This window comes from Pyruvatibacter sp. (assembly GCF_040219635.1).
In the GTDB taxonomy this organism is placed as follows: Bacteria; Pseudomonadota; Alphaproteobacteria; order CGMCC-115125; family CGMCC-115125; genus Pyruvatibacter.
In genome coordinates, this window is record NZ_JAVJSC010000009.1 from 174,076 (window position 1) to 192,695 (window position 18,620).

At 61.9% G+C, this 18,620-nt stretch carries 17 protein-coding genes; 4 read left to right on the plus strand and 13 right to left on the minus strand.

Going from position 1 to position 18,620, the window contains the following annotated elements; all coding sequences use genetic code 11:
- Position 1 precedes the first annotated feature (1 nt).
- On the plus strand, positions 2-973 hold the full coding sequence (locus RIB87_RS13085) for a polysaccharide deacetylase family protein (RefSeq protein WP_350147375.1): 972 nt from the start codon (positions 2-4) through the stop codon (positions 971-973).
- Here RIB87_RS13085 and RIB87_RS13090 read toward each other — a convergent pair.
- The 9 genes from RIB87_RS13090 to RIB87_RS13130 form a co-directional block, all read right to left on the minus strand.
- Positions 970-1,656 (minus strand): acylneuraminate cytidylyltransferase family protein, encoded by a 687-nt coding sequence (locus tag RIB87_RS13090; protein ID WP_350147377.1) that lies wholly within the window; start codon positions 1,654-1,656, stop codon positions 970-972. The genes RIB87_RS13085 and RIB87_RS13090 overlap by 4 nt on opposite strands.
- Complete coding sequence (locus RIB87_RS13095) at positions 1,656-2,732, minus strand: nucleotidyltransferase family protein (protein WP_350147379.1); 1,077 nt, start codon at positions 2,730-2,732, stop codon at positions 1,656-1,658. The genes RIB87_RS13090 and RIB87_RS13095 overlap by 1 nt, the downstream gene beginning before the upstream one ends.
- Entirely contained in the window at positions 2,729-3,385 is a 657-nt protein-coding gene (locus tag RIB87_RS13100; RefSeq protein WP_350147381.1) for a NeuD/PglB/VioB family sugar acetyltransferase, read from the minus strand. The genes RIB87_RS13095 and RIB87_RS13100 overlap by 4 nt, the downstream gene beginning before the upstream one ends.
- A complete protein-coding gene (gene neuB, locus RIB87_RS13105) occupies positions 3,382-4,458 on the minus strand; it encodes an N-acetylneuraminate synthase (protein WP_350147383.1) in 1,077 nt (358 codons plus the stop codon). The genes RIB87_RS13100 and neuB overlap by 4 nt, the downstream gene beginning before the upstream one ends.
- Positions 4,455-5,681 carry a UDP-N-acetylglucosamine 2-epimerase gene (gene neuC / locus RIB87_RS13110; protein ID WP_350147385.1) on the minus strand — a complete coding sequence of 409 codons (1,227 nt, stop codon included), beginning with the start codon at positions 5,679-5,681 and terminating at the stop codon, positions 4,455-4,457. The genes neuB and neuC overlap by 4 nt, the downstream gene beginning before the upstream one ends.
- Entirely contained in the window at positions 5,674-6,894 is a 1,221-nt protein-coding gene (locus tag RIB87_RS13115; protein WP_350147388.1) for a LegC family aminotransferase, read from the minus strand. Before RIB87_RS13115 ends, neuC begins: the two co-directional genes overlap by 8 nt.
- A gap of 15 nt (positions 6,895-6,909) precedes the next feature.
- Entirely contained in the window at positions 6,910-8,025 is a 1,116-nt protein-coding gene (locus tag RIB87_RS13120) for an NAD-dependent epimerase/dehydratase family protein (protein WP_350147390.1), read from the minus strand.
- Between the two features lie 253 nt (positions 8,026-8,278).
- Entirely contained in the window at positions 8,279-8,680 is a 402-nt protein-coding gene (locus RIB87_RS13125) for an Hpt domain-containing protein (RefSeq protein ID WP_350147392.1), read from the minus strand.
- A 114-nt stretch (positions 8,681-8,794) separates the two neighbouring features.
- Complete coding sequence (locus RIB87_RS13130; RefSeq protein WP_350147394.1) at positions 8,795-9,505, minus strand: NnrU family protein; 711 nt, start codon at positions 9,503-9,505, stop codon at positions 8,795-8,797.
- A 212-nt stretch (positions 9,506-9,717) separates the two neighbouring features.
- Here RIB87_RS13130 and RIB87_RS13135 point away from each other — a divergent pair, with 212 nt between their 5' ends.
- Positions 9,718-11,850 (plus strand): coiled-coil domain-containing protein, encoded by a 2,133-nt coding sequence (locus RIB87_RS13135; RefSeq protein WP_350147396.1) that lies wholly within the window; start codon positions 9,718-9,720, stop codon positions 11,848-11,850.
- Here the strand turns inward: RIB87_RS13135 and RIB87_RS13140 are convergent.
- The 4 genes from RIB87_RS13140 to RIB87_RS13155 are packed head-to-tail and all read right to left on the minus strand — an operon-like array spanning position 11,847 to position 15,364.
- Positions 11,847-12,491: an ABC-type transport auxiliary lipoprotein family protein gene (locus RIB87_RS13140; RefSeq protein WP_350147398.1), complete on the minus strand. Its 645-nt coding sequence runs from the start codon at positions 12,489-12,491 to the stop codon at positions 11,847-11,849. The two genes, RIB87_RS13135 and RIB87_RS13140, sit on opposite strands and share 4 nt — an antisense overlap.
- Complete coding sequence (locus RIB87_RS13145) at positions 12,491-13,381, minus strand: MlaD family protein (RefSeq protein ID WP_350147400.1); 891 nt, start codon at positions 13,379-13,381, stop codon at positions 12,491-12,493. The genes RIB87_RS13140 and RIB87_RS13145 overlap by 1 nt, the downstream gene beginning before the upstream one ends.
- Positions 13,382-13,413: 32 nt before the next feature.
- On the minus strand, positions 13,414-14,205 hold the full coding sequence (locus RIB87_RS13150; protein WP_350147402.1) for an ABC transporter ATP-binding protein: 792 nt from the start codon (positions 14,203-14,205) through the stop codon (positions 13,414-13,416).
- A 4-nt stretch (positions 14,206-14,209) separates the two neighbouring features.
- Complete coding sequence (locus RIB87_RS13155) at positions 14,210-15,364, minus strand: ABC transporter permease (protein WP_350147404.1); 1,155 nt, start codon at positions 15,362-15,364, stop codon at positions 14,210-14,212.
- A gap of 193 nt (positions 15,365-15,557) precedes the next feature.
- Here RIB87_RS13155 and RIB87_RS13160 point away from each other — a divergent pair, with 193 nt between their 5' ends.
- A complete protein-coding gene (locus tag RIB87_RS13160; RefSeq protein WP_350147406.1) occupies positions 15,558-16,028 on the plus strand; it encodes a c-type cytochrome in 471 nt (156 codons plus the stop codon).
- Positions 16,029-16,278: 250 nt separating this feature from the next.
- Entirely contained in the window at positions 16,279-18,618 is a 2,340-nt protein-coding gene (locus tag RIB87_RS13165; protein WP_350147408.1) for a CHASE2 domain-containing protein, read from the plus strand.
- Positions 18,619-18,620 lie beyond the last annotated feature (2 nt).

Genomic DNA, 18,620 nt, shown 5'->3' on the forward strand with positions numbered 1-18,620 from the left:
CATGGCCAAAACACCCTCACCCCAACTTGATGTCATCATGTATCACTTCGTGCGCCCCATCGCGGGCAGCCGGTGGCCGGGTATTAAGGGACTTGAAGTAACCGACTTTGGCACGCAACTGGACTACCTCGAAGCCACCTACGAGATATTGCGTCCCGGAGATGCGATTACCGCGATCCGCGGCACCCGCCCGCAGTCACGCCCGGCTTGTGTTCTGACCTTCGATGACGGCTATGCGGACCACTATCACCATGTGTTTCCTGAACTTGAAGCGCGGGGCCACAAGGGCATCTTCTTTCCGCCTTCGTGTGCAGCCCTCGACCGGCAGATGCTGGACGTCAACAAGATCCATTTCATTCTGGCCGGCGGAGCCGACCCGGCAGCACTCGGCGCACTCATTGACGATGCCGTGCGCGCCCACCCCGGTCTTGCAGCGCCTGACATGTATCGCGCCGAACACCACAAGGATTTTGGCTACGACACAGCAGACGTCATTTACGTGAAGCGCATGTTGCAGCACGCTTTACCTGACGACCTGAGGGCCACACTCACCGATGATCTGTTCAGCGCAACAATAAGTACCGACGCGCACACCTTTGCCGACGATCTGTACTGCAACGCCGCCCAGCTACGTGAAATGCACGAGGCCGGTCATATGATCGGCAGCCACGGCAACAACCATGTGTGGCTCAACCGCATGAGCGCGGCAGATCAGCGGGCGGATATCTTCAAGTCGCTGCGTCTTTTTGAGGCCATAGGTGCGTCAAGCGACGGCTTTACCTTCTGCTACCCCTATGGCGGCTACAACAACGAGACACTGGCCTGCCTTGAAGCGCTATGCTGCACTGCCGCCTTTACCACCAGTCCGCACAGCGTGGTTCCAGGCATTGAAGGCCTGTTGCAGATACCGCGCCTGGACACAAATGTGTTTCCACCCCGCGCGCAGGCGGCACCTTTTGCGATGACGGCCTAACGGCGCATCACAAAATCGGCGAAGGCAAAGTCAAGTTCCGTATCAATATCAACGGACCGCTCGGCGGGCATCTCATACAGATGTGTATCGGCAAACCAAAGTCCGTCGCCGTCCATCAGCGCGTCGCGCCGCCACACATAAATTGACCCGTTAAGGTCAAAGCAACGCGGTGCATCCTGTCGCCGCACAACGTCTGCCGCAGGCGGTTTCGAAAGCGCGACAGAGCCATCGGCCTGTAGTTCCACCAGATTGAAGTACGGCGACGACTTCGCCGGTGTCCCGGAAATTACGTTTGAAACCCCAAGTCGCTTCTGCATGGCCACCGCCGCACGAATATCGTCAGGGTGCCGTGTCGGTGACGTCGGTTGTAAATCCGTAATCGTCTCGAACACGCAGCCAAGCTCTTGTTCAATCGCCGCAACGCAATGCCTGATCGCAGGCAGCTTGCCCGCTTCATCGCTCGCCATCTCGGCAGGCCGCTCCACCAGATGCGTTGCCCCCGCCTTTTTACCGGCCGCCAGAATGTCGGCACTGTCGCTGGATACCGCCACCGCATCAAACACGCCTGCTGCCAGCGCGTGCTCAACCGTGTGGGCAATCAGCGGTTTGCCTGCGATCAACCGAATGTTTTTCCCCGGCACGCCCTTGGAGCCGCCGCGCGCCAGAACCGTCGCCAGATGCATCAGACCGCCCGCTTGCCCTTGGGGGTAAACACGCCGGAAAAATCCGTCCGCGCCCGTTCCAGATCATCAAACTGGCCAATGTCGATCCAGTATTCGTGTACCGGAAACACCACGCCGTGGCCCTGCCGCGCCATGAGATCATCAAACAGCGTGGTCATGTCATAAAAGTGCCCGGTCGGCACCAGATCCAGCACATCCGGCTCAAGCGCATAAATGCCGGAGTTCACGAAATAGCTGTGCTGCGGTTTTTCCGTAAGCTGCGTAATCCGGTTGCCCTGCGTTTCCACAACGCCATACGGCACCTGAAACTTGTATTCGCGCACACACATGGTGGCATCCGCTGTCTCATCGGCGTGGAAACCAAGCAGCCGCCTGAAGTCTATGTCGGTCACAAGATCCGCGTTCATGACCAGAAATGGCGCAGGCGGCCGTTGCGGCAGCAGTGTCAGCGCCCCCGCTGTGCCCAGCCGGGTTTCTTCTTCCAGATAGTCAATCTCCACGCCCCAGCGTGCACCATCACCAAAATGCGCCCGCACCTGCTCGGCAAGATAATTCACCGCCAGAAAAATCCGCGTGAAGCCCTGGCCCGCCAGTTGTTCAATAATGGTTTCCAGCACCGGACGACCGCCCACCGGCACCAGCGGCTTTGGAATATCTTCCGTGATCGGACGAAGCCGCGTGCCCAGGCCGCCTGCCATGATCACCACCCAGTTGTCAGACTGCGGACGGCTCAGCATGGCATCCAGCAATTCAAGGCCCACCAGCCGCCCGGTGTCATCCACGATGGGAAGCTGCTTCACCCGCCCGTCGCGCATGTAGCGCAGCAAGGTGTCGCGGCTCAGGTCCGGCCCGGCCACGATCGGGTTTTCCTTCATCACCTCGCGTGCCGGTGCATCAAGCCCCAGCCCACGCAGAATGCCGCGGCGAATGTCACCGTCGGTAATGGTGCCCAGCAGCCTGTCGTCGGCATCCGCCACCAGGGCTATCTGCTTTGCGGTTTCGGTGATCCGGCGGATCACGCCTTCGAGCGGTGTATCCGGCGGCAGACACACATCGCGCCAGTTGGCTTGCGTCATCGTGCCATCTCCCGTGCCGGAACCCCTGCAACGCGCGCGCCCGGCGCAACGTCATGTAACACCACAGCCCCCGCTGCGATCAGCGCACCTGCGCCAACAGTCAAGCCCTGAATAACCCGCGCGCCCGCGCCCACATGCGACGCGTCACCCACCGTGACGTTGCCACACAACACAGCGCCCGGTGCCACATGGGCATGGTCGCCGATGCGGCAATCATGATCCACCACCGCACCCGTATTGATAATGCTGTTGACGCCCACAACGACACCCGCCTGAACCGCAGCGCCGAGCATCACCTGCGCCCCGTCACCAAGCCGCACACCGCGCGCCACGGAGGCCGTGGGATGCACCAGTGCCGGCAGGCCATGACCGCGACCCTTCAGCGTTTCAAACAGCGCGCGCCGCAGCGATACGTCACCGGTGGAGCCAATGCCCAATGCAAGGTCGGCGGTGCCTGGCGCAAGCTCGTCCAGCACCGCGTCACTGCCCAGCCAGGCAACCCCGTCCAGAACGGTTTTGCAACTTGGCGCCACGAAACCGCGCACGGGACGGCCAAGGGCTGCCAGCACATCGGCCACCACATGGGCGTGCCCGCCGCCGCCAATCAGAATTGTGTCGCGCATCACAGCGCCTGCAGGTGCGGTCTGCGTCATTCCACGGCCTCATCAGGGGCATAGGCCCGCGTTGCGGATGTGCCAAGCACACGCCAAAAGTCCATTGGTGTGCGTCCGTCGCCGGGACGCTTTACGCCAAGATTTTGCTCCGTGAACAGATCACCCGCGCCAATAGGTTGTGCTGCCACAAGCGATTTGCGGGCAACAACAATGTTCGCCCGTTCGGCAGATCCCGGTGCCTTCACCGGCGAACCAAGCGCTGCCTGCGCCTCGCGTATCATCGCAACCATCCGCGCCAGATCATCTGGCTCTAGCGACGCTGTGTGATCCGGTCCCGGCATTGAGCGATCAAGAGTGAAGTGCTTTTCAATCAGCGATGCGCCAAGGCCCACCGCCAGCACAGGAACGGCAAGCCCCGCCGTATGATCCGAATAGCCGGTCCTGACCCCGAACGCGCGGCCCATGGTCGCCATGGCGCGCATGTTGACCGCGTCAGGTGGTGTTGGGTAATCCGTCGTGCAATGCAGAACCGTGACATTGCCGGCAAGCGCTGCGCGGCCCTGTTCGCTGGCATACGCCGCCTCGAACGCTGCGCGCGACGGCGCTTCATTGCCGCCGATCATACCAAACGCAATCACGCCTAGTGCTGCCTCCACATCGCCCAGCGTTGCCATGCCCGTGGAGACAATCACCGGCAGGCCACTGCGCGCCGCGGCCAGCACCAGCGGCGCATTCGTCAATTCGCCGGAGGGTATTTTGATGCGCGCAATGCCCATCTCGCCGACAAGAAAAGCCAGACTTTCAGCATCAAACGCCGTTGATAAAAACTCTATGTCCGCAGCTTCGCAGGCCCGTGCAAGTTCGTGATGGTGGGCGTAAGGCAACTCAAGCGCCCGCAACATCTCAAGCTGCGACTGTGCCGAGCCGGTTTCGCGCGCCTGATAGACAGCCTTGGGCGCTGAAGCTGCCGCCAAAGCATCTGCCTTGAAGGTTTGAAATTTGACGATGTCGGCACCCGCATCCGCCGCCGCCGCGACCAGTGCAAGCGCCGTGTCGAGTGACCCGTTGTGATTGACACCGGCCTCGGCAATGACTGTCACGTGATCGCTCATCGCACCAGCTCCACTGCGCTTACATTGGCGCGCATGTCGTCAACACTACGCTCATGCATACGCTTGATGAGAAGGCCTTCCAGCGGCACGCTCTTGAGCGCATCAACAATCTGCGCGCATGTGTTGTCGCCCGCATAGGGCGTAGCGCATCGCGCCGCGTGCGCCTGCATGGCAGGCGACAGGGCCTGCGTCAGCGCGCCGGCAATGGCGTTGGGCGTCTGCGCGCAATCAATCACCGACGGTGCCCGCAGCCGACCATCCTGGCGCGGACCGATATTGACCGTCGGCGTGCCAAGCGCTGGCGCTTCGATGATACCGCTGGATGAATTGCCAACTACGGCCGCTGCCGCCTTCACCAGCGCCAGATAACGCGCATGACCAAGCGACGGCACCAGCACCGCGCGCCCACGTGCATTTGTCCCGTGCGCCTTCGCCAGCCGCTGCATACCCTGCGCAACAGCGCTGCTGCCGGGGTCTGCGTTCACGCCGGTTATCACCAGTTGCATGTCGGGGAAAAGCGCCAGCGCCTCACCCAGCGCCAGCACCGGCCCAACGCCGTGATCGTCCGCCAGCGTGACCGGATGATAGGTCACCGCCAGCACACCGCGCGCGGGATCCATCCCAAGCTCGCGGGCGATCGGTGCCCACTCCAGAACCGCCTCGTTGCGGATGGTTTCAACCGCCAGCGAACCAACGGCAAACACCCGCGCCGGATCTTCCCCCATGGAGATGATCCGGTCCGCATAGGCCTGTGCAGCAGGAAAATGCAGATGCGCCATCTTGGTGACCGCGTGGCGCACCTGTTCATCGATCTGGCCTTCGCTGGCTTCGCCGCCATGAAGATGCGCCAGTGGCACCCGCGCCATCAGCGCCGCCGTTGCAGCCCCCAGAATCTCAAACCGATCGCCCAATACAACAGCCATGTCCGGCGCAAGTTCGGCGAACGCATCCGCAAAACCAGCGCACGCGGTGCCCAGCGCATGGCCTGCCCCACGTGGCGTATCATCGTTCAGTGGCATCGGCACCCGAAACGCAACCTCAAACCCGGCCGTTTCTATTTCGCTCACCGTCGCGCCATGGGCCGCCGACAGATGCGCACCACCTGCAATGATCGACAGATGGATGCCCGCATCATCACGCAGCGCGCAGGCCAGCGGCTTTAAGATGCCCCAGTCCGCCCGCGTGGTTGTTACCAGTGCAATATGTCGGGCGCGATCAGCCATGCACCTTTGCCTGTAACTTGGGGCTTGAGGGCAGGTTGATGAGCTGCACCGCCAGACGCTCCGTCACCGGAAGGTCAGCCTGCGGACATTTTTGATACATCGGCAGATGATGCAACGGCTCCCATACGGGACGCGCCAGAATGCCGTCAGCAATCAGCACCTCCAGCACCGCGTCGCGCTCCTTGCGTGCCTTCACTGCAAGCCTGATGGTGTTGAGCCAATAGTTGGACCGTGCGCCGGGTGGCTGGCCCATGAAGTCTGCCCCCGACACCGAACAGAATGTTGCCGCATAGCGCGCCGCCAGCTGCCGTTTGCGCTTGATGAAGTCAGGCAGCCGCTCCACCTGCGCCAGCAGCAGCGCCGCATTGAGGCTTGGCATCCGGTAGTTGAAGCCGGTTTCGTCGTGGACATACTCCCACTTGTGCGGCTGCTTTGCAGTGGAGCCCAGATGCCGCACACGCGCGGCCACCGCCGCGTCATTGGTAAGTACCGCGCCGCCGCCACCGGCCGTCGCAATCTTGTTACCGTTGAACGAAAGTGCTGCAACGCGCGACAGGCTACCCGCAGGTTTCCCCCCGTAAGACGAGCCAAGCGCTTCGGCGGCATCTTCCACCAGCGGCACATTCCACTGTGCGGCCACCTCGGCAATCGCATCCATTTCAGCAGGATGACCAAACGAATGCATGACGATGATCGCCGCAACGCGCCGCCCGGTCGCCTTGGTGCGGCATTCGCCCGCCTGCATCACACAGGCATCATCCATGTGCACCTTGAGCGCGCGCGGATCGAGGCCCAGCGTCCATTCGTCCACGTCTGCAAAATGGGGAACAGCGCCTGTGTAGGAAACGGCATTGGCCGTTGCCACAAACGACAATGACGGCACAATCACCTCGTCGCCTGCCCCCACACCCAGTGCTTCAAGCGCCAGATGCAAAGCAGCCGTGCCCGATGACGTGGCAAACACATGACTTACGCCGCAGGTCTTGCCCAACGCGGCTTCAAGTTTATCCACATAAGGGCCGACTGTTGACACCCATCCCGACGCCACGCAGTCATTGACATACCGTGCTTCAAGGTCGCCGATTTCAGGTTCATGCAGCGCAAACGGGCCCGCGCCGTCGCCAAGTACGCTGCGCACTGCCTCACGCACGCGCTGAGGCAGATCAGACGGTTCGTCAGTCCTCAGACGATCTGAAACGCTCGCCTGGCTCATGGTGCAAACCTTTCCCTAGGCCGAAACCGGCTCACGGCGCTGCTCTGTAATGGCAATCGTTTCCGGCACGCCATCACGCACCGTGTAGTTGCCGTAATAGCCTTCAATATTTTCAACCCGGCCATACAGCCCATCGCGCACGGCAGCGATGAGCTGCGGTACGAAAGCAGCCACAGAGTGCTGCGCCTCAAAACCAAGCTGGGTGCGGATCTTGGAAAACGATACGCGGTAGTTGCGCGCATCAAACCCTTTTTCGACAAAGCGCACCGGCGCATCCACGTGGCGGGCGAACTCCTCCACCAGCATCGCCTTGGTGTAGTTGTTGGCGTCCGACCCCACATTGAACACTTCGCCGGCAACCTTGGCGGCAGGCGCTTCAAGCACGGTGATGATGGCGGATGCAATGTCGCGCACATGGGCGTAAGGCCGCCATGTGTCCTTGTCATACACATCCAGCGGCTGGCCCAGCGCCATGGCGCGGCCAAACTCGTTGACGGTGAGGTCAAAGCGCATCCGCGGGCTCATGCCAAAGGCGGTTGCAATGCGCAGCAGCGTCGGCGTCACCTGCTGCTGATGCAGCCGCGACAGCACGTAGCGTTCAAACCCGACCTTGGTTTCGGCATATAGCGAAAGCGGGTTGAGCTCGGAGCCTTCATCCGCCAACGAACTGTCTTCGCGCAGGCCGTAATTGGAGCAGGTGGACGTGAACACAAACCGCTCGATGCCGAAGGCATCCAGCGCATCATACAGCGCCTGACTGCCGTCCAGATTTACCGAGCGCGTCAATTCCGGATATTTTTTCGAGATCGGGTCACCCACGAGTGACGCCAGCAGCACCACATGGTCGGCGTCATTCAGGGCGTCTGCAACTACGGACGCATCACGCAGGTCGCCTGTCACCAGCCGGTAGCCAGGCTCGTCATACACGCACTCAACCGAAAACGCATGGTCATAGAGGAACGTATCAAGCACCGTCACGCCGTAGCCGCGCGCCAGCAAGATCCGCGTCAACACCGAGCCGACATAACCCGCACCCCCCACAACGCACACCCTTGCGGGGCCGCCTGTTTTGCCGGTCGGCACCGCACGGGTTGCCGCCGTATGGGGCAGTTTTGTGTCCTGTAAAGTCATCGCCGCCTCGCGCACCGGGTTCGGGCCGCCCGCAACGCATCAGCGCAGTCATGGCAGCCTGTCATTTGTCTGTGCGAAAGACAGTGCGCCCGAATGGTTAACGAAGGCTCAACGCCGCTGTCACCGAACTATCAAAATACGAGTGTTTTCAACGGCGTTTGGCGTATCGATTGACGTGGTTTGCAAGCGGCTGACGGGGAGAGAGGGGGCGAGAGGGGAGATAAAAACAAAGCCGTCCGCGAAGGACAAGCAGCTATGACTGCCAGTCTTCCAGCAGGTCATCAATGAACCCCGTTGCCGCCGCCACCAGCACATCAAGCTGACTGATAACCGCACGGCGGGCGTCACCTGATGTCAGCGTCTCAGCGTCCGCCGTAGCATCCGCCAACGCCCAGGCCCCAACCCCACGAGCAGACCCCTTAAGCGTGTGGGCAGCTTCGCCCCAGGCCTTGTCGTTGCCGTTTTCCTGCGCGGCGGCGGCCAGCTTTTCAAGGCTCACCGCAAGCTGCTGGCGGAACAGGCCGAGTATTTCAGCCTCAAGATCACGCCGTCCCATGGTGAACTTTGACAGATGCACCAGATCAATAGGCCGGCCGGCGGCCTGTTCGGGACGGGACGCGGTGTGAGGCAGGGAGCGGGCGATAGCGGGCTGCATGGTGTTTCCTTCCAATGTGCCCGATCTCACAGGGCTAACCTGCACAGCCTAGAAAACAAACCCCATAAAAATTGTTAAGCCCGCCTCACGCTCCCTCGCCCGTGCGCCTTATGCCTAACGAACCGGTAACGCACTGACACTGAACAGCCATTCGTGGGCGTATAAGAGCCCGAAATAAAGCACCACACCCGCCAGTGGCCACACGATGCCGATCTCGCGCAGGTTCACGGTATTGCGGCCGGTGAGGATCGCTCCAAACGGCACATTGGAGGTACGCGCTGCAAAGGTTTCCCACCTCTCGCCCAGTGCCCGCTTGCGCTTGGCGTCAATCGACGGTGGGCCGATGAGCGCCAGCACGGCGAACGTGCCAAAGAAAATCAGCGACGACAGGTCACCGTTCATGGCGATATGCGCCAGAGCCCAAAGCTGCACGCCCCACAAAAAAGGGTGCCGCGTAATCCGCAAAATGCCTTGGGCGGCATTCGGATCATCCACAAGCTCACCGGCCCCTGCGGCCGTCGGGCTTTTGGTTGTGATGCCCACCACAACCAGAATGCTGGCCAGCAGAATGACCGTCATGGCCACGTGTTGCCACCAGGGCTCAGCGGTCCACAGCAGCGTGAAGGTTTCATCGCTGGCGCGGTTATACGCCATCGCCAGCCATACAATGGCGGCAAGCGACAGCAACGAGAACACGCCCGCGAAGGCCTTCTCGCCGATCGCATTCACAAACACATCGCGCAGGCGCGTGCCTGAAATGAAGATGTGAATGCCCAAAAAGCACGCCGCTGCAAGTATGAGATTATATGTCGGATCAGCAATCATATCGGCCCCTGTCCGCCCCAAAAGGGCAGCCCTCCCGTTGTTGTCTCCTCAAAGCCGCACTGCCTGCGCCCGGCAGAAAACCTGCCCCCGGCAGACAACCCGTCGCCGCCGCTTCTCTTGTTGGCAGCGTGCACCCGCACAAGTTACAGTAAACAAATGGTTAATGCCCATACGATCTTGACCCTTCCGTTTATATGCAAAGGATCGGCCCATTGCCGGACCAAACTGTAAAGCGCCACCCCGCCAACCGCTCTGACATTGCCTCGGCCATGCCTGATGGCACAGCCGGTCCAGCCGCGGCACCGGACGCCGAACGCGAGCGCGATGAGGATCTGTTCGAGCGCCCCATAGTGCCTGCCGGACAGGCCGGTATCCCTGCCGGGCAGGCCGGTGAAGCAACTGCGAGGCCCCGTCCCGCACCGCGCCTGCGCGGGCCACGCAGGCCGACGCCAACACCGCTGTATATCGCGGCGATCGCCAGCGCATTCTGGACGGGCATCATGTTCGCCTACGCCATTGGCTACTACGGCCCCGCCGGACTGATGACCCTGCCGCCGCTCGGCTTTGCAGCGCTGGCATCAGCACTGTTTGCCCCGCTCGCCATCATCTGGGGATTTGCCTTTGTCATGTGGTGGGGCACGCAGATGCGGGCAAGCGCTGACCACATGGCAGAAGCCACCCGCATGCTGCTCACGCCCAGTGACGCTGCAGCCTCCGCCACCGCCAGCGTGGGCCGCGCTGTGTCGCAGGAAATGCGCCGCATGGACCACGCACTCAAGCAGGCGGAAGCCCGCGCCGCTGACCTTCGCAAATCACTGACCGGCGAACTCAACGGCCTTGAAGCCGCCAGCGCCCGCGCTGAAATGCGTGCCCGCACCCTGCGTGACCTTGTGGGCAGCGAACGCAAGGCGCTGGGCGATGTGGGCCGCGCGCTGGAGCAGGAATCCGCGCACATTGTTGAAGCCACCCGCGCGCAGGTGGAGCTCGTTTCCACAGTGACAGGCCGCGCCGCCGACCAGATGGGCGAAGCACAGGCGGGCATCGGCCGCGCCAGCGACTATCTGTCCAAGACACTCGAAGCGGTGGCCCGCTCCGCCAAGGCGGTGCGCGAAAATGTGGAAGCCCAGGCCGACAGGCTGGACGCAACTGCGGAAACCGCAATCGCCCGTGCCGGTGAACTGGCCACCCGCTTTGCCGATCAGGGCGAGGCGCTGAATCGTACCACCAAAACCATGGCTGACGACAACGAACGCGCCGTGCGCGCCTTCGCCGAGCAACGCGAAACGCTGGACGCCCTGGCCGCCGACCTGCGTGAGCGCGCCACCACCATTGAAACCGCCGTCGCAGGTCACGCCACCGTGCTCAACGAGGCGCTGGACGCCGCAGATGCAAAAGCAATGGGGCTTGGACCGCGCGTCACCCGTGAAGCTGAACGGCTGACCCAGGCTGCGCGCGAAGCCGCCAGCCAGATCGAACAGACCACCGGCCTGATGGATACCCGCACCGCCGACATGCAGGCCCGCGTCGCCGATGCAACCGGGCATCTGGCGCAGGCCATAGATTTTTCCACCAAGAATGTGGACGCCAGCGGCGAACGCCTCAAGGCTCTGCTGAGCAACATTGGCGCTGCCGCACAATCAGCCGCACAGGACATGAAGGGCGCGACCGACGAACTGGGTGCGCGGCTTGAGAGATTGCCGCAGGACGCAGGCACCCAGGCAGATCGCCTGCGCGCCGTCATGACCGAACAGATCAGCGCTATTGCCGCAATTGCCGAGTCAGTGGCCGACGCACTCGACCGTATGGCCCCCGACCCCGCCTCCGGTGCGTGGCCCCCGGCAGACGCCGCAGGCCAGCCCGCATCCCCCGGTCCATTGCAGCCCGGTGAACCCGCACGGGCCGATGCATCACCTGATGGTCGCCAGTGGAGGCTGGGAGACGTGCTCTCGGCAGCACGCGCCCGCGAAGGCCGCGACATCAACATGCCCCGCGCCGCACATCACATCATCGAGACATTGCAGTCCTTATCGATTGATATTGACCGGGCGCTGGAGGAGAACCCGCCCGTTGACCTGTGGAAGCGGTACCGTGCCGGCGAGCGCAATGTGTTTAGCCGCAGGCTGGCCGGCTTGCGCGGCAAGCAGCCACACAGCCTCATTGCGGACCGCTACCAGAACAACGCCGAGTTCCGCGCCGATGCTGAACGCTACATGTCGCAGTTTGAAAATCTGCTCACCGAGGCCGCAACACAAAACCCGGACGGCCTGCTGGCGGAAACCTATATGTCGTCAGATATCGGCAAGGTCTATGCCCTGCTCGCTGAGGCCACTGGTCGCATCGCCTAGCTGGCAGGCAAACCCTTCGAGCTTGTTGTCGCGGACCAGATAACCAATTCGCGGATGACCTGCTGGGTCGCCGCGTTGAGTGCCGTCACCACATCCGCCACGTCATCACTTGCCGCCACCTGTTGTGCCTCAAATGTGCGGCCCGCAAGGATGGTCCTGCCTTCAAGCGACACGACACGGGCGCTTAGCTGCACACGGGTCACCGGCTGGACATTTTCGCCGCCCGCCCCGGCAACCACCGCTTCAAACGCCCGCAGATCGCTGATGAGCGCTACGGTAGGACGCACGCCCGCCGTCTGCCGCCCGGCTGACAGATGCAGCCCCGCATGTTCAAAACTCTCGACGATCAGATCCTGCACGATACGTGGCGCACGATCTGTCCAGCGCGCACCGGGGAAATACTGCAGCGCGTGCGGCCCCGTATAGATCGCAATCCGATCCGTATCCAGCGCCCGCTCCGCCAGCGGCTCCTCAACCGTCATCTGCCAGGACGGGGTTTCAAATGCCATGGCGTAGTCGTCAGGCGCCGTAAGCCCATACAGCGTCGTAGGCGTGTTGCCCCCCAGAACGCTGGCACAGCCAGACACCACCAAAGCCAGAGCACCAGCACACACCAGCCGCACAAAAGACCCACCGTTCATCAATTTCCATACTCCGCAGGGTCTTCGCCGAGCAGAAACTCGGTCGGGTTTCGTTCAAGTTCCACGACCAGCCGGTCCACCGACCCGATCATCCGCCGCGTATCCCGCAACAGCCGGTCCATTTCAGGCACGCTGCTGTTTGCCCACTGCTCGGCTGCAGGTCGTGTCACCGCCACCAATGCGCGAGCATCTTCCGCCAGCGCGCCATATGATGTTGCTGCGCCCTGTATCTGTCCCACGGCACCGTTCATGCGCTCGGTGATCTGCGCAATCTGCTCGGAGGCCACAGCCAGGTTTTTGATAATTGCGTCAATCTCTTCATAGTTGGACGCAACCGTACCCGATACGGTTTCAACGTCCCGCACGGTAGCAGAAAGCTGGCCTTCGTTTTCGCCCAGCAAACGGTCCACGCGCACCAACAGATCATTCGCCGCCGTCAGCAACGCAGGTGCCGACGTTATGAGCTGCTGCACGGCTGAACGGTCCGCCACAATAATTGGCACATCCTCGTCACCGACTGCCTCAAGATTACGGCTTGAAGGTGAACCACCCGTGATTTCAATAAAGGCCACGCCGGTAATGCCCTGAAACTCCAGCCGCGCCTCGCTGTCCACCTTCACGGGTGTACGGCGATCAACAGAAATCCGTGTACGGACAAGGCGCGGGTCGGCTCCCAGTGCAATTTGAGTGACCTCACCCACCTTGATGCCGTTGTAGCGCACATCGCCGCCTTCAGAGAGACCGGCAACCGAGCCATCAAAAATCACGTCATAGGCGGTAAGCTCGCCCTCACCCTCAAAGCCCGTCAGCCAGATCAGGAACAGAAACGCGGCCAGCACTGTCGCTGCTGCAAAAGCGCCTATCAGTACATAGTTTGCCCGCGTTTCCACGTCAGTTCATCTCCTGCCTTTGCGCCGACAAGTCAATTTGCCGAGGCGCGCGCAACCGCACCTGCGGCAGCCCGTGACCTTGGCCCCTGAAAATACTCCTGTATCCAGGCATTGGAATGCGTGGAGACTTCACTTATAGGGCCAACTACCATAACACGGCGTTCCGCCAGCACCGCCACCCGGTCACAAATAGCGTAAAGACTGTCCAGATCGTGGGTCACCATGAATACAGTCAACCCCAAGGCCTCCTTGAGCTGCTTGATCAGCAGATCGTAGTCCGCAGCACCAATCGGGTCGAGGCCCGCTGTCGGCTCATCCAGAAACACAATCTCCGGGTCCAGCGCCAAAGCCCGCGCCAACGCCGCACGCTTGCGCATTCCACCTGACAACTCGCTGGGAAACTTGGGGCCGGCCTCAGGCGGCAGACCAACCATGGCGATCTTCTCCGCTGCCAGTTCATCCATGAGCTGCTGCGGCAGGTCCAGATGTTCGCGCATCGGCACCTGAACATTCTGCGCCACGGTGAGCGCTGAAAACAGCGCACCATCCTGAAACGCGACCCCCCAGCGCTGCTCAACCGCCTTGCGCGCATCACCTTCGAGCGAACTCACATCCTGGTTGAATACCCGCACCGTGCCCGCATCCGGCCGCTTGAGCCCCACAATCGTGCGCAGCAAAACCGATTTGCCGGTGCCCGACCCGCCAACAACGCCGATCACCTCACCGCGATGCACATCCAGCGACAGTGCGTCGTGAATAACCTGCGCCCCGAACTGGCTCTTGAGGTTACGCACCTGAATGATGTTTTCAACGGTTCCGCTCATGCACCTAGTACCCGACCGCCGTAAAGAACATGGCGAACAGCGCATCCAGCACAATCACCGTGAAAATGGCCTTGACCACCGCAGACGTTGTGCGCTGACCCACGGATTCAGCACTGCCTGTTACCCGCAAGCCCTCAAGGCAGCCGATAACGGCAATGGCCAGCGCCAGAAAAGGTGCCTTGATAAGACCGACAAAAAACGTGTTGGCATCAACCGCAATATCCACGCGCTGCAGATAAATCTGCGGGGAGATATCAAGCAGCGACCACGCCACAATGCCACCACCCAAAAGACCCATGATGTCGGCGACAAAAGTCAAAACCGGCAGCATCAATACCAGCGCAATCACCCGCGGCGCCACCAGCACCGCAATCGGGTCCAGCCCCAGCGTGCGCATGGCGTCAATTTCCTCACGCACTTTCATGGAGCCTATTTCAGCGGCAAACGCACTGCCCGAGCGACCCGCCACAATGATGGCAGTAATCAGCACACCCAGTTCACGCAATATGGAGATCGACACAAGGTTGACCGTAAACACCTCCGCGCCGAACAGCCGTAACTGTGAGGCTCCCTGTTGCGCCAGAACCGCACCAATGAGGAATGTCAGCAGCGCCACAATGGGCACGGCATTAAGCCCCACCTGTTCCATGTGACTGACCACGGATGTCATCCGCAATGTCCGGGGGCGCACGAGTATGCGGCCGATGACCGTCAGCACCACGCCGATCATGTTGAGCAGTGCCAACGCCTCAGACACCAGCGACATCACCGAACGGCCCATGCGATCGGCGATTTCAACAAGGATGGGCGTGTTGGACGGCTCGATCTCGCAGGGTTGGTCGCTGGCCCGCGCCAGCTCGATCAGCTCGTCATAGGTCTGCCGTGCCGACACAATCTCAACAGTAGAGCCCGCCTCTGACAGATCACGCTGTGTACGGTGAACCAGCCACGCCCCCGCCGTATCAAGCTGGGTAACACCCGCCAGATCAATGACGACCCGCCCCTGCAACTCGCGCGGCGTTGACGCCACGGCCCCGGCAATGGCCCGTAAGGGGGCATCCTGCGGGCCTATATGGCGCACGGTCCACGGGCCGGAGAGCACAATGCGCCCGCCATCCGCCGTTTCCTGCGTTTCAAACTGCGCAGCTGCGTTGTCCACAAAGTCCCCCGGAAAATACCGCGCCAGTGTGCCCGATATTGGGGGCGGCACGCAATCAAGGCCCTGGCCCACTGCTCCTGACGCGGCCCCGGCGCGTCAACGCAACGCATGGGCGCGCCAGGGCACGCGCCCTAAAATCAATGCAACTTACGTTTCAGGTGTCTGCAGAGACGCCCAAAGGAAGGCACGCACAATGTTCCGTATCACGCTCACCTCCACACTTGCCGCTGCGGCTGTAGCAGTCATGGCCGCTACCCTTTTCGCCATCCCGTCGGCACATGCGCAGGATGCCCCCGAAGCAACCCTGATTGTTGGCGATCCGGCCAAGGGCAAGCGCGTATTCAACCGCTGCAAAGCCTGCCACACCCTTGACGAAGGCGGGCCAAACCGTATGGGGCCGAACCTTTATGGCATTGTCGGCGCGCCATTCGGCCACCTGGAAGGCTACACTTTTTCAGCCAACCTGCTGGAGCTCAAGGCCGAAGGCCGCATCTGGGATGAAGCGACCCTTGATGCGTACCTCAAGAAGCCCAAGGACGTGATCCCCAAGGGCATCATGTCGTTTGCGGGTCTGCCCAAGGACAGTGACCGCGCCGACGTCATTGCCTATATGGCCACCTATGGTGCCCCGGTTGCTGAGGATGCCTCGATGCCTGCCGAATAGCCGGTAGCTGCATCTTAACCTCCGCCCCCTAGGCTTGTTTCCGGTAAAAACCGCAGAACACGTGGAGTACGCATGGAGTACGCGTGGAATATGCGGGGAACGCACCAATCCGGCGGCACTATGCTGCCATGATTGAGCCTGTTTTGGCTGCTCTCCTGAGCACGCTTAAAGGTCAGAACACCCCGTAATCTGTGGCTTTTACCAGTCGTGGGCCACATCCGGCCCGTAACGGGGACATGCAGGGGTACGCATGAAAACGATACAGCTATTGCGGCGCCTCGCGGCGGCGTTGGCAAGCCTCGCGCTTGCCGGCTGGCTCGTGCTCATGCAGTACGACCCTGCATCGCTGGCCACCAGCACACGCATGGCGGTCTTTGATACCTACCAGTCATTGAGTCCACGCCCCTACCGTGATCCGGCCGTCACCACCGGCACGGGTGTCGTGTATGTGGATGTGGACCGCGCCAGTCTGGAACGCCTTGGACCATGGCCATGGCCGCGCACCCGCTTTGCAACCCTGATTGACGAAATACTGGACCGTGGCGCCCGCGCCATTGTGTTTGAAATGCCATTTGAGTGGCCCGATGCCACCTCCCCCGGCGAAGCCGTGCAGGAATGGCTGGTGAACCCGGACCTCGACATCGAGCAGATATTGCGACTGCAGGAGGCTGCCACAGACCTGCCCGACCATGACGCAGTGCTGGCCGCCGCCATCGCACGCGGCCCTGTCGTGACGTCATTTTCCCTGACCGATAGACAAAACGCCCTTATTCCGGTGGCCAAGGCGCCCGTTACCTCGCGCGGTGGCCCGCTGGCAGATTACATCCCCGCACGGGCAGGCATGAGCCCCAGCCTTAAATCGCTGGAAGACGCAGCCGCAGGCAACGGCGCGGATACACTGTCGTCAGGCCCCGGCAACGACGACATCATCCGCCAGGTACCGCTGCTTGAACGGGTTTCAACCACCATTGTTCCAGGCCTCGCGTTGGAAGCCGTGCGCGTGGCTGAAAACGCCCGCGGCGTGCTTGCCTTCGTGGCGCAGCCCGACGCGGAGCTGAGTTTTGGCCGCCGCCCGGGCCTGCAACGCATTGTGGTGGGCTCCAAGGAGTTTCCCACCGATGCCGACGGCGGCTTGTGGCTGCATTACACAGATGCCGCCCCCAACCGCAGCCTGCCCGCGTGGAAAGTTCTCGGCCGTCATCCGGATGCCGCGCGCCTCTCGAATGCCATCGTGTTTGTTACTGCCACCGTGCGCGGCTCGGAAGCTTTCGTCACGAGTCCGCTTGGCGACATCCCCCGCGTTGAAGCACACGCGCAGGCCATGGAGCAGATGCTGCTTGGCCACTATTTGTGGCGGCCCGACTGGGCGCAGCCTGCCGAGCAGGTCTATCTGCTCATCACCGGCGTCATCGTGTTGATGCTGCTCATCGTGTTCGGCACCGTGTGGGCGGCACTATTCGGCATCGTTGCGATTGCCGGGGCCATATGGGGCGGCTGGTTTGCGTTTACATCGCAACTTTGGCTGGTGGACCCTGCACTTCCGGTCATCGGTCTGCTGCTGGCGTTCCTCATCGGCTCCACCATGAACCTGATGCGCCGCAACATGACCGACAAGTTCATCCGCGCACAGTTCGCGGACCGGCTGCCACCAAAGCAGGTGAGTGCGCTGGCACGCAATCCGTCAGCCGCCGCGCCTGCAGGCCGCACCAGCGTCGTGACGGCTCTGTCGTCAGACGTGCGGGCGTTCCATCGCGTGGCCGAAACCTTTGGCGGCGACGCAGCATCACTCGCAAAGCTGGTAAATCACATTCACGAGCCCATGAGCAAATGCGTGCTGCGCCATGATGGCATGGTGGATCGCTTTGTTGGCGGCGGCATGAACGCACTATGGAATGCCCCCGTTGAACGCGATGACCACACCGTGCAGGCCTGCCAGGCGGCGTTGCGCATGGTGGCAGAGATCGAACCGGTAAACAGGTCGCTTGAACGCGAAGCCCGGCGCGCGCACCGGCCCTTCATCCCGGTTTCCATGAGCATCGGCATCGAACGTGGTGACGCTGTGGTGGGCAATCTGGGTGCGGAGCATGTCTATGACTTTTCCGCCATAGGGGGTGCCGTCAACGAAGCGCAGGTGCTGCAACGCCTGTCACGCCGCTACGGCCCCGCCATTATTGTTGGTGCGGTTGCCCGCGACGAAGTAAAGGGCAGGTTCGCGCTGCTGGAAATTGACCAGTTGCGCCTCGATGGCCGTCTTGATCCGTGGCGCGTCTATGCGCTGCTGGGAGACCCGATCATGCGCGCCAACCCGAAGTTCAAGGCGTTGGAAGAAGCCCATGCCGCCCTGTTCAAGTCCTATGCCGCCCGCGACTGGCCAGCAGCCCGGGCCGTCATCGCCCAGTGCCGCCAGCTCTCAGGCGCCATCCCCACGCTCTACGATTTGTATGAAGAGCGTATCGCCCGCCACCAGATCACCCCCCCTGCCGACGACTGGAAAGGCGTGCACGAAATTGCCGACCTGTTGTCGCCGGCAAAATCACGCGTAGCCATCGGCAAACCGGAGCCCGCCGAACTTGGCGATGCTCCGGTCTGACC

Coding starts and splice junctions, on each gene's coding strand:
- RIB87_RS13085 (WP_350147375.1), top strand. CDS start 2: ATGGCCAAAACACCCTCACCCCAACTTGATGTCATCATGTATCACTTC.
- RIB87_RS13090 (WP_350147377.1), bottom strand. CDS start 1,656: ATGCATCTGGCGACGGTTCTGGCGCGCGGCGGCTCCAAGGGCGTGCCG.
- RIB87_RS13095 (WP_350147379.1), bottom strand. CDS start 2,732: ATGACGCAAGCCAACTGGCGCGATGTGTGTCTGCCGCCGGATACACCG.
- RIB87_RS13100 (WP_350147381.1), bottom strand. CDS start 3,385: ATGACGCAGACCGCACCTGCAGGCGCTGTGATGCGCGACACAATTCTG.
- neuB (WP_350147383.1), bottom strand. CDS start 4,458: ATGAGCGATCACGTGACAGTCATTGCCGAGGCCGGTGTCAATCACAAC.
- neuC (WP_350147385.1), bottom strand. CDS start 5,681: ATGGCTGATCGCGCCCGACATATTGCACTGGTAACAACCACGCGGGCG.
- RIB87_RS13115 (WP_350147388.1), bottom strand. CDS start 6,894: ATGAGCCAGGCGAGCGTTTCAGATCGTCTGAGGACTGACGAACCGTCT.
- RIB87_RS13120 (WP_350147390.1), bottom strand. CDS start 8,025: ATGACTTTACAGGACACAAAACTGCCCCATACGGCGGCAACCCGTGCG.
- RIB87_RS13125 (WP_350147392.1), bottom strand. CDS start 8,680: ATGCAGCCCGCTATCGCCCGCTCCCTGCCTCACACCGCGTCCCGTCCC.
- RIB87_RS13130 (WP_350147394.1), bottom strand. CDS start 9,505: ATGATTGCTGATCCGACATATAATCTCATACTTGCAGCGGCGTGCTTT.
- RIB87_RS13140 (WP_350147398.1), bottom strand. CDS start 12,491: ATGAACGGTGGGTCTTTTGTGCGGCTGGTGTGTGCTGGTGCTCTGGCT.
- RIB87_RS13150 (WP_350147402.1), bottom strand. CDS start 14,205: ATGAGCGGAACCGTTGAAAACATCATTCAGGTGCGTAACCTCAAGAGC.
- RIB87_RS13160 (WP_350147406.1), top strand. CDS start 15,558: ATGTTCCGTATCACGCTCACCTCCACACTTGCCGCTGCGGCTGTAGCA.
- RIB87_RS13165 (WP_350147408.1), top strand. CDS start 16,279: ATGAAAACGATACAGCTATTGCGGCGCCTCGCGGCGGCGTTGGCAAGC.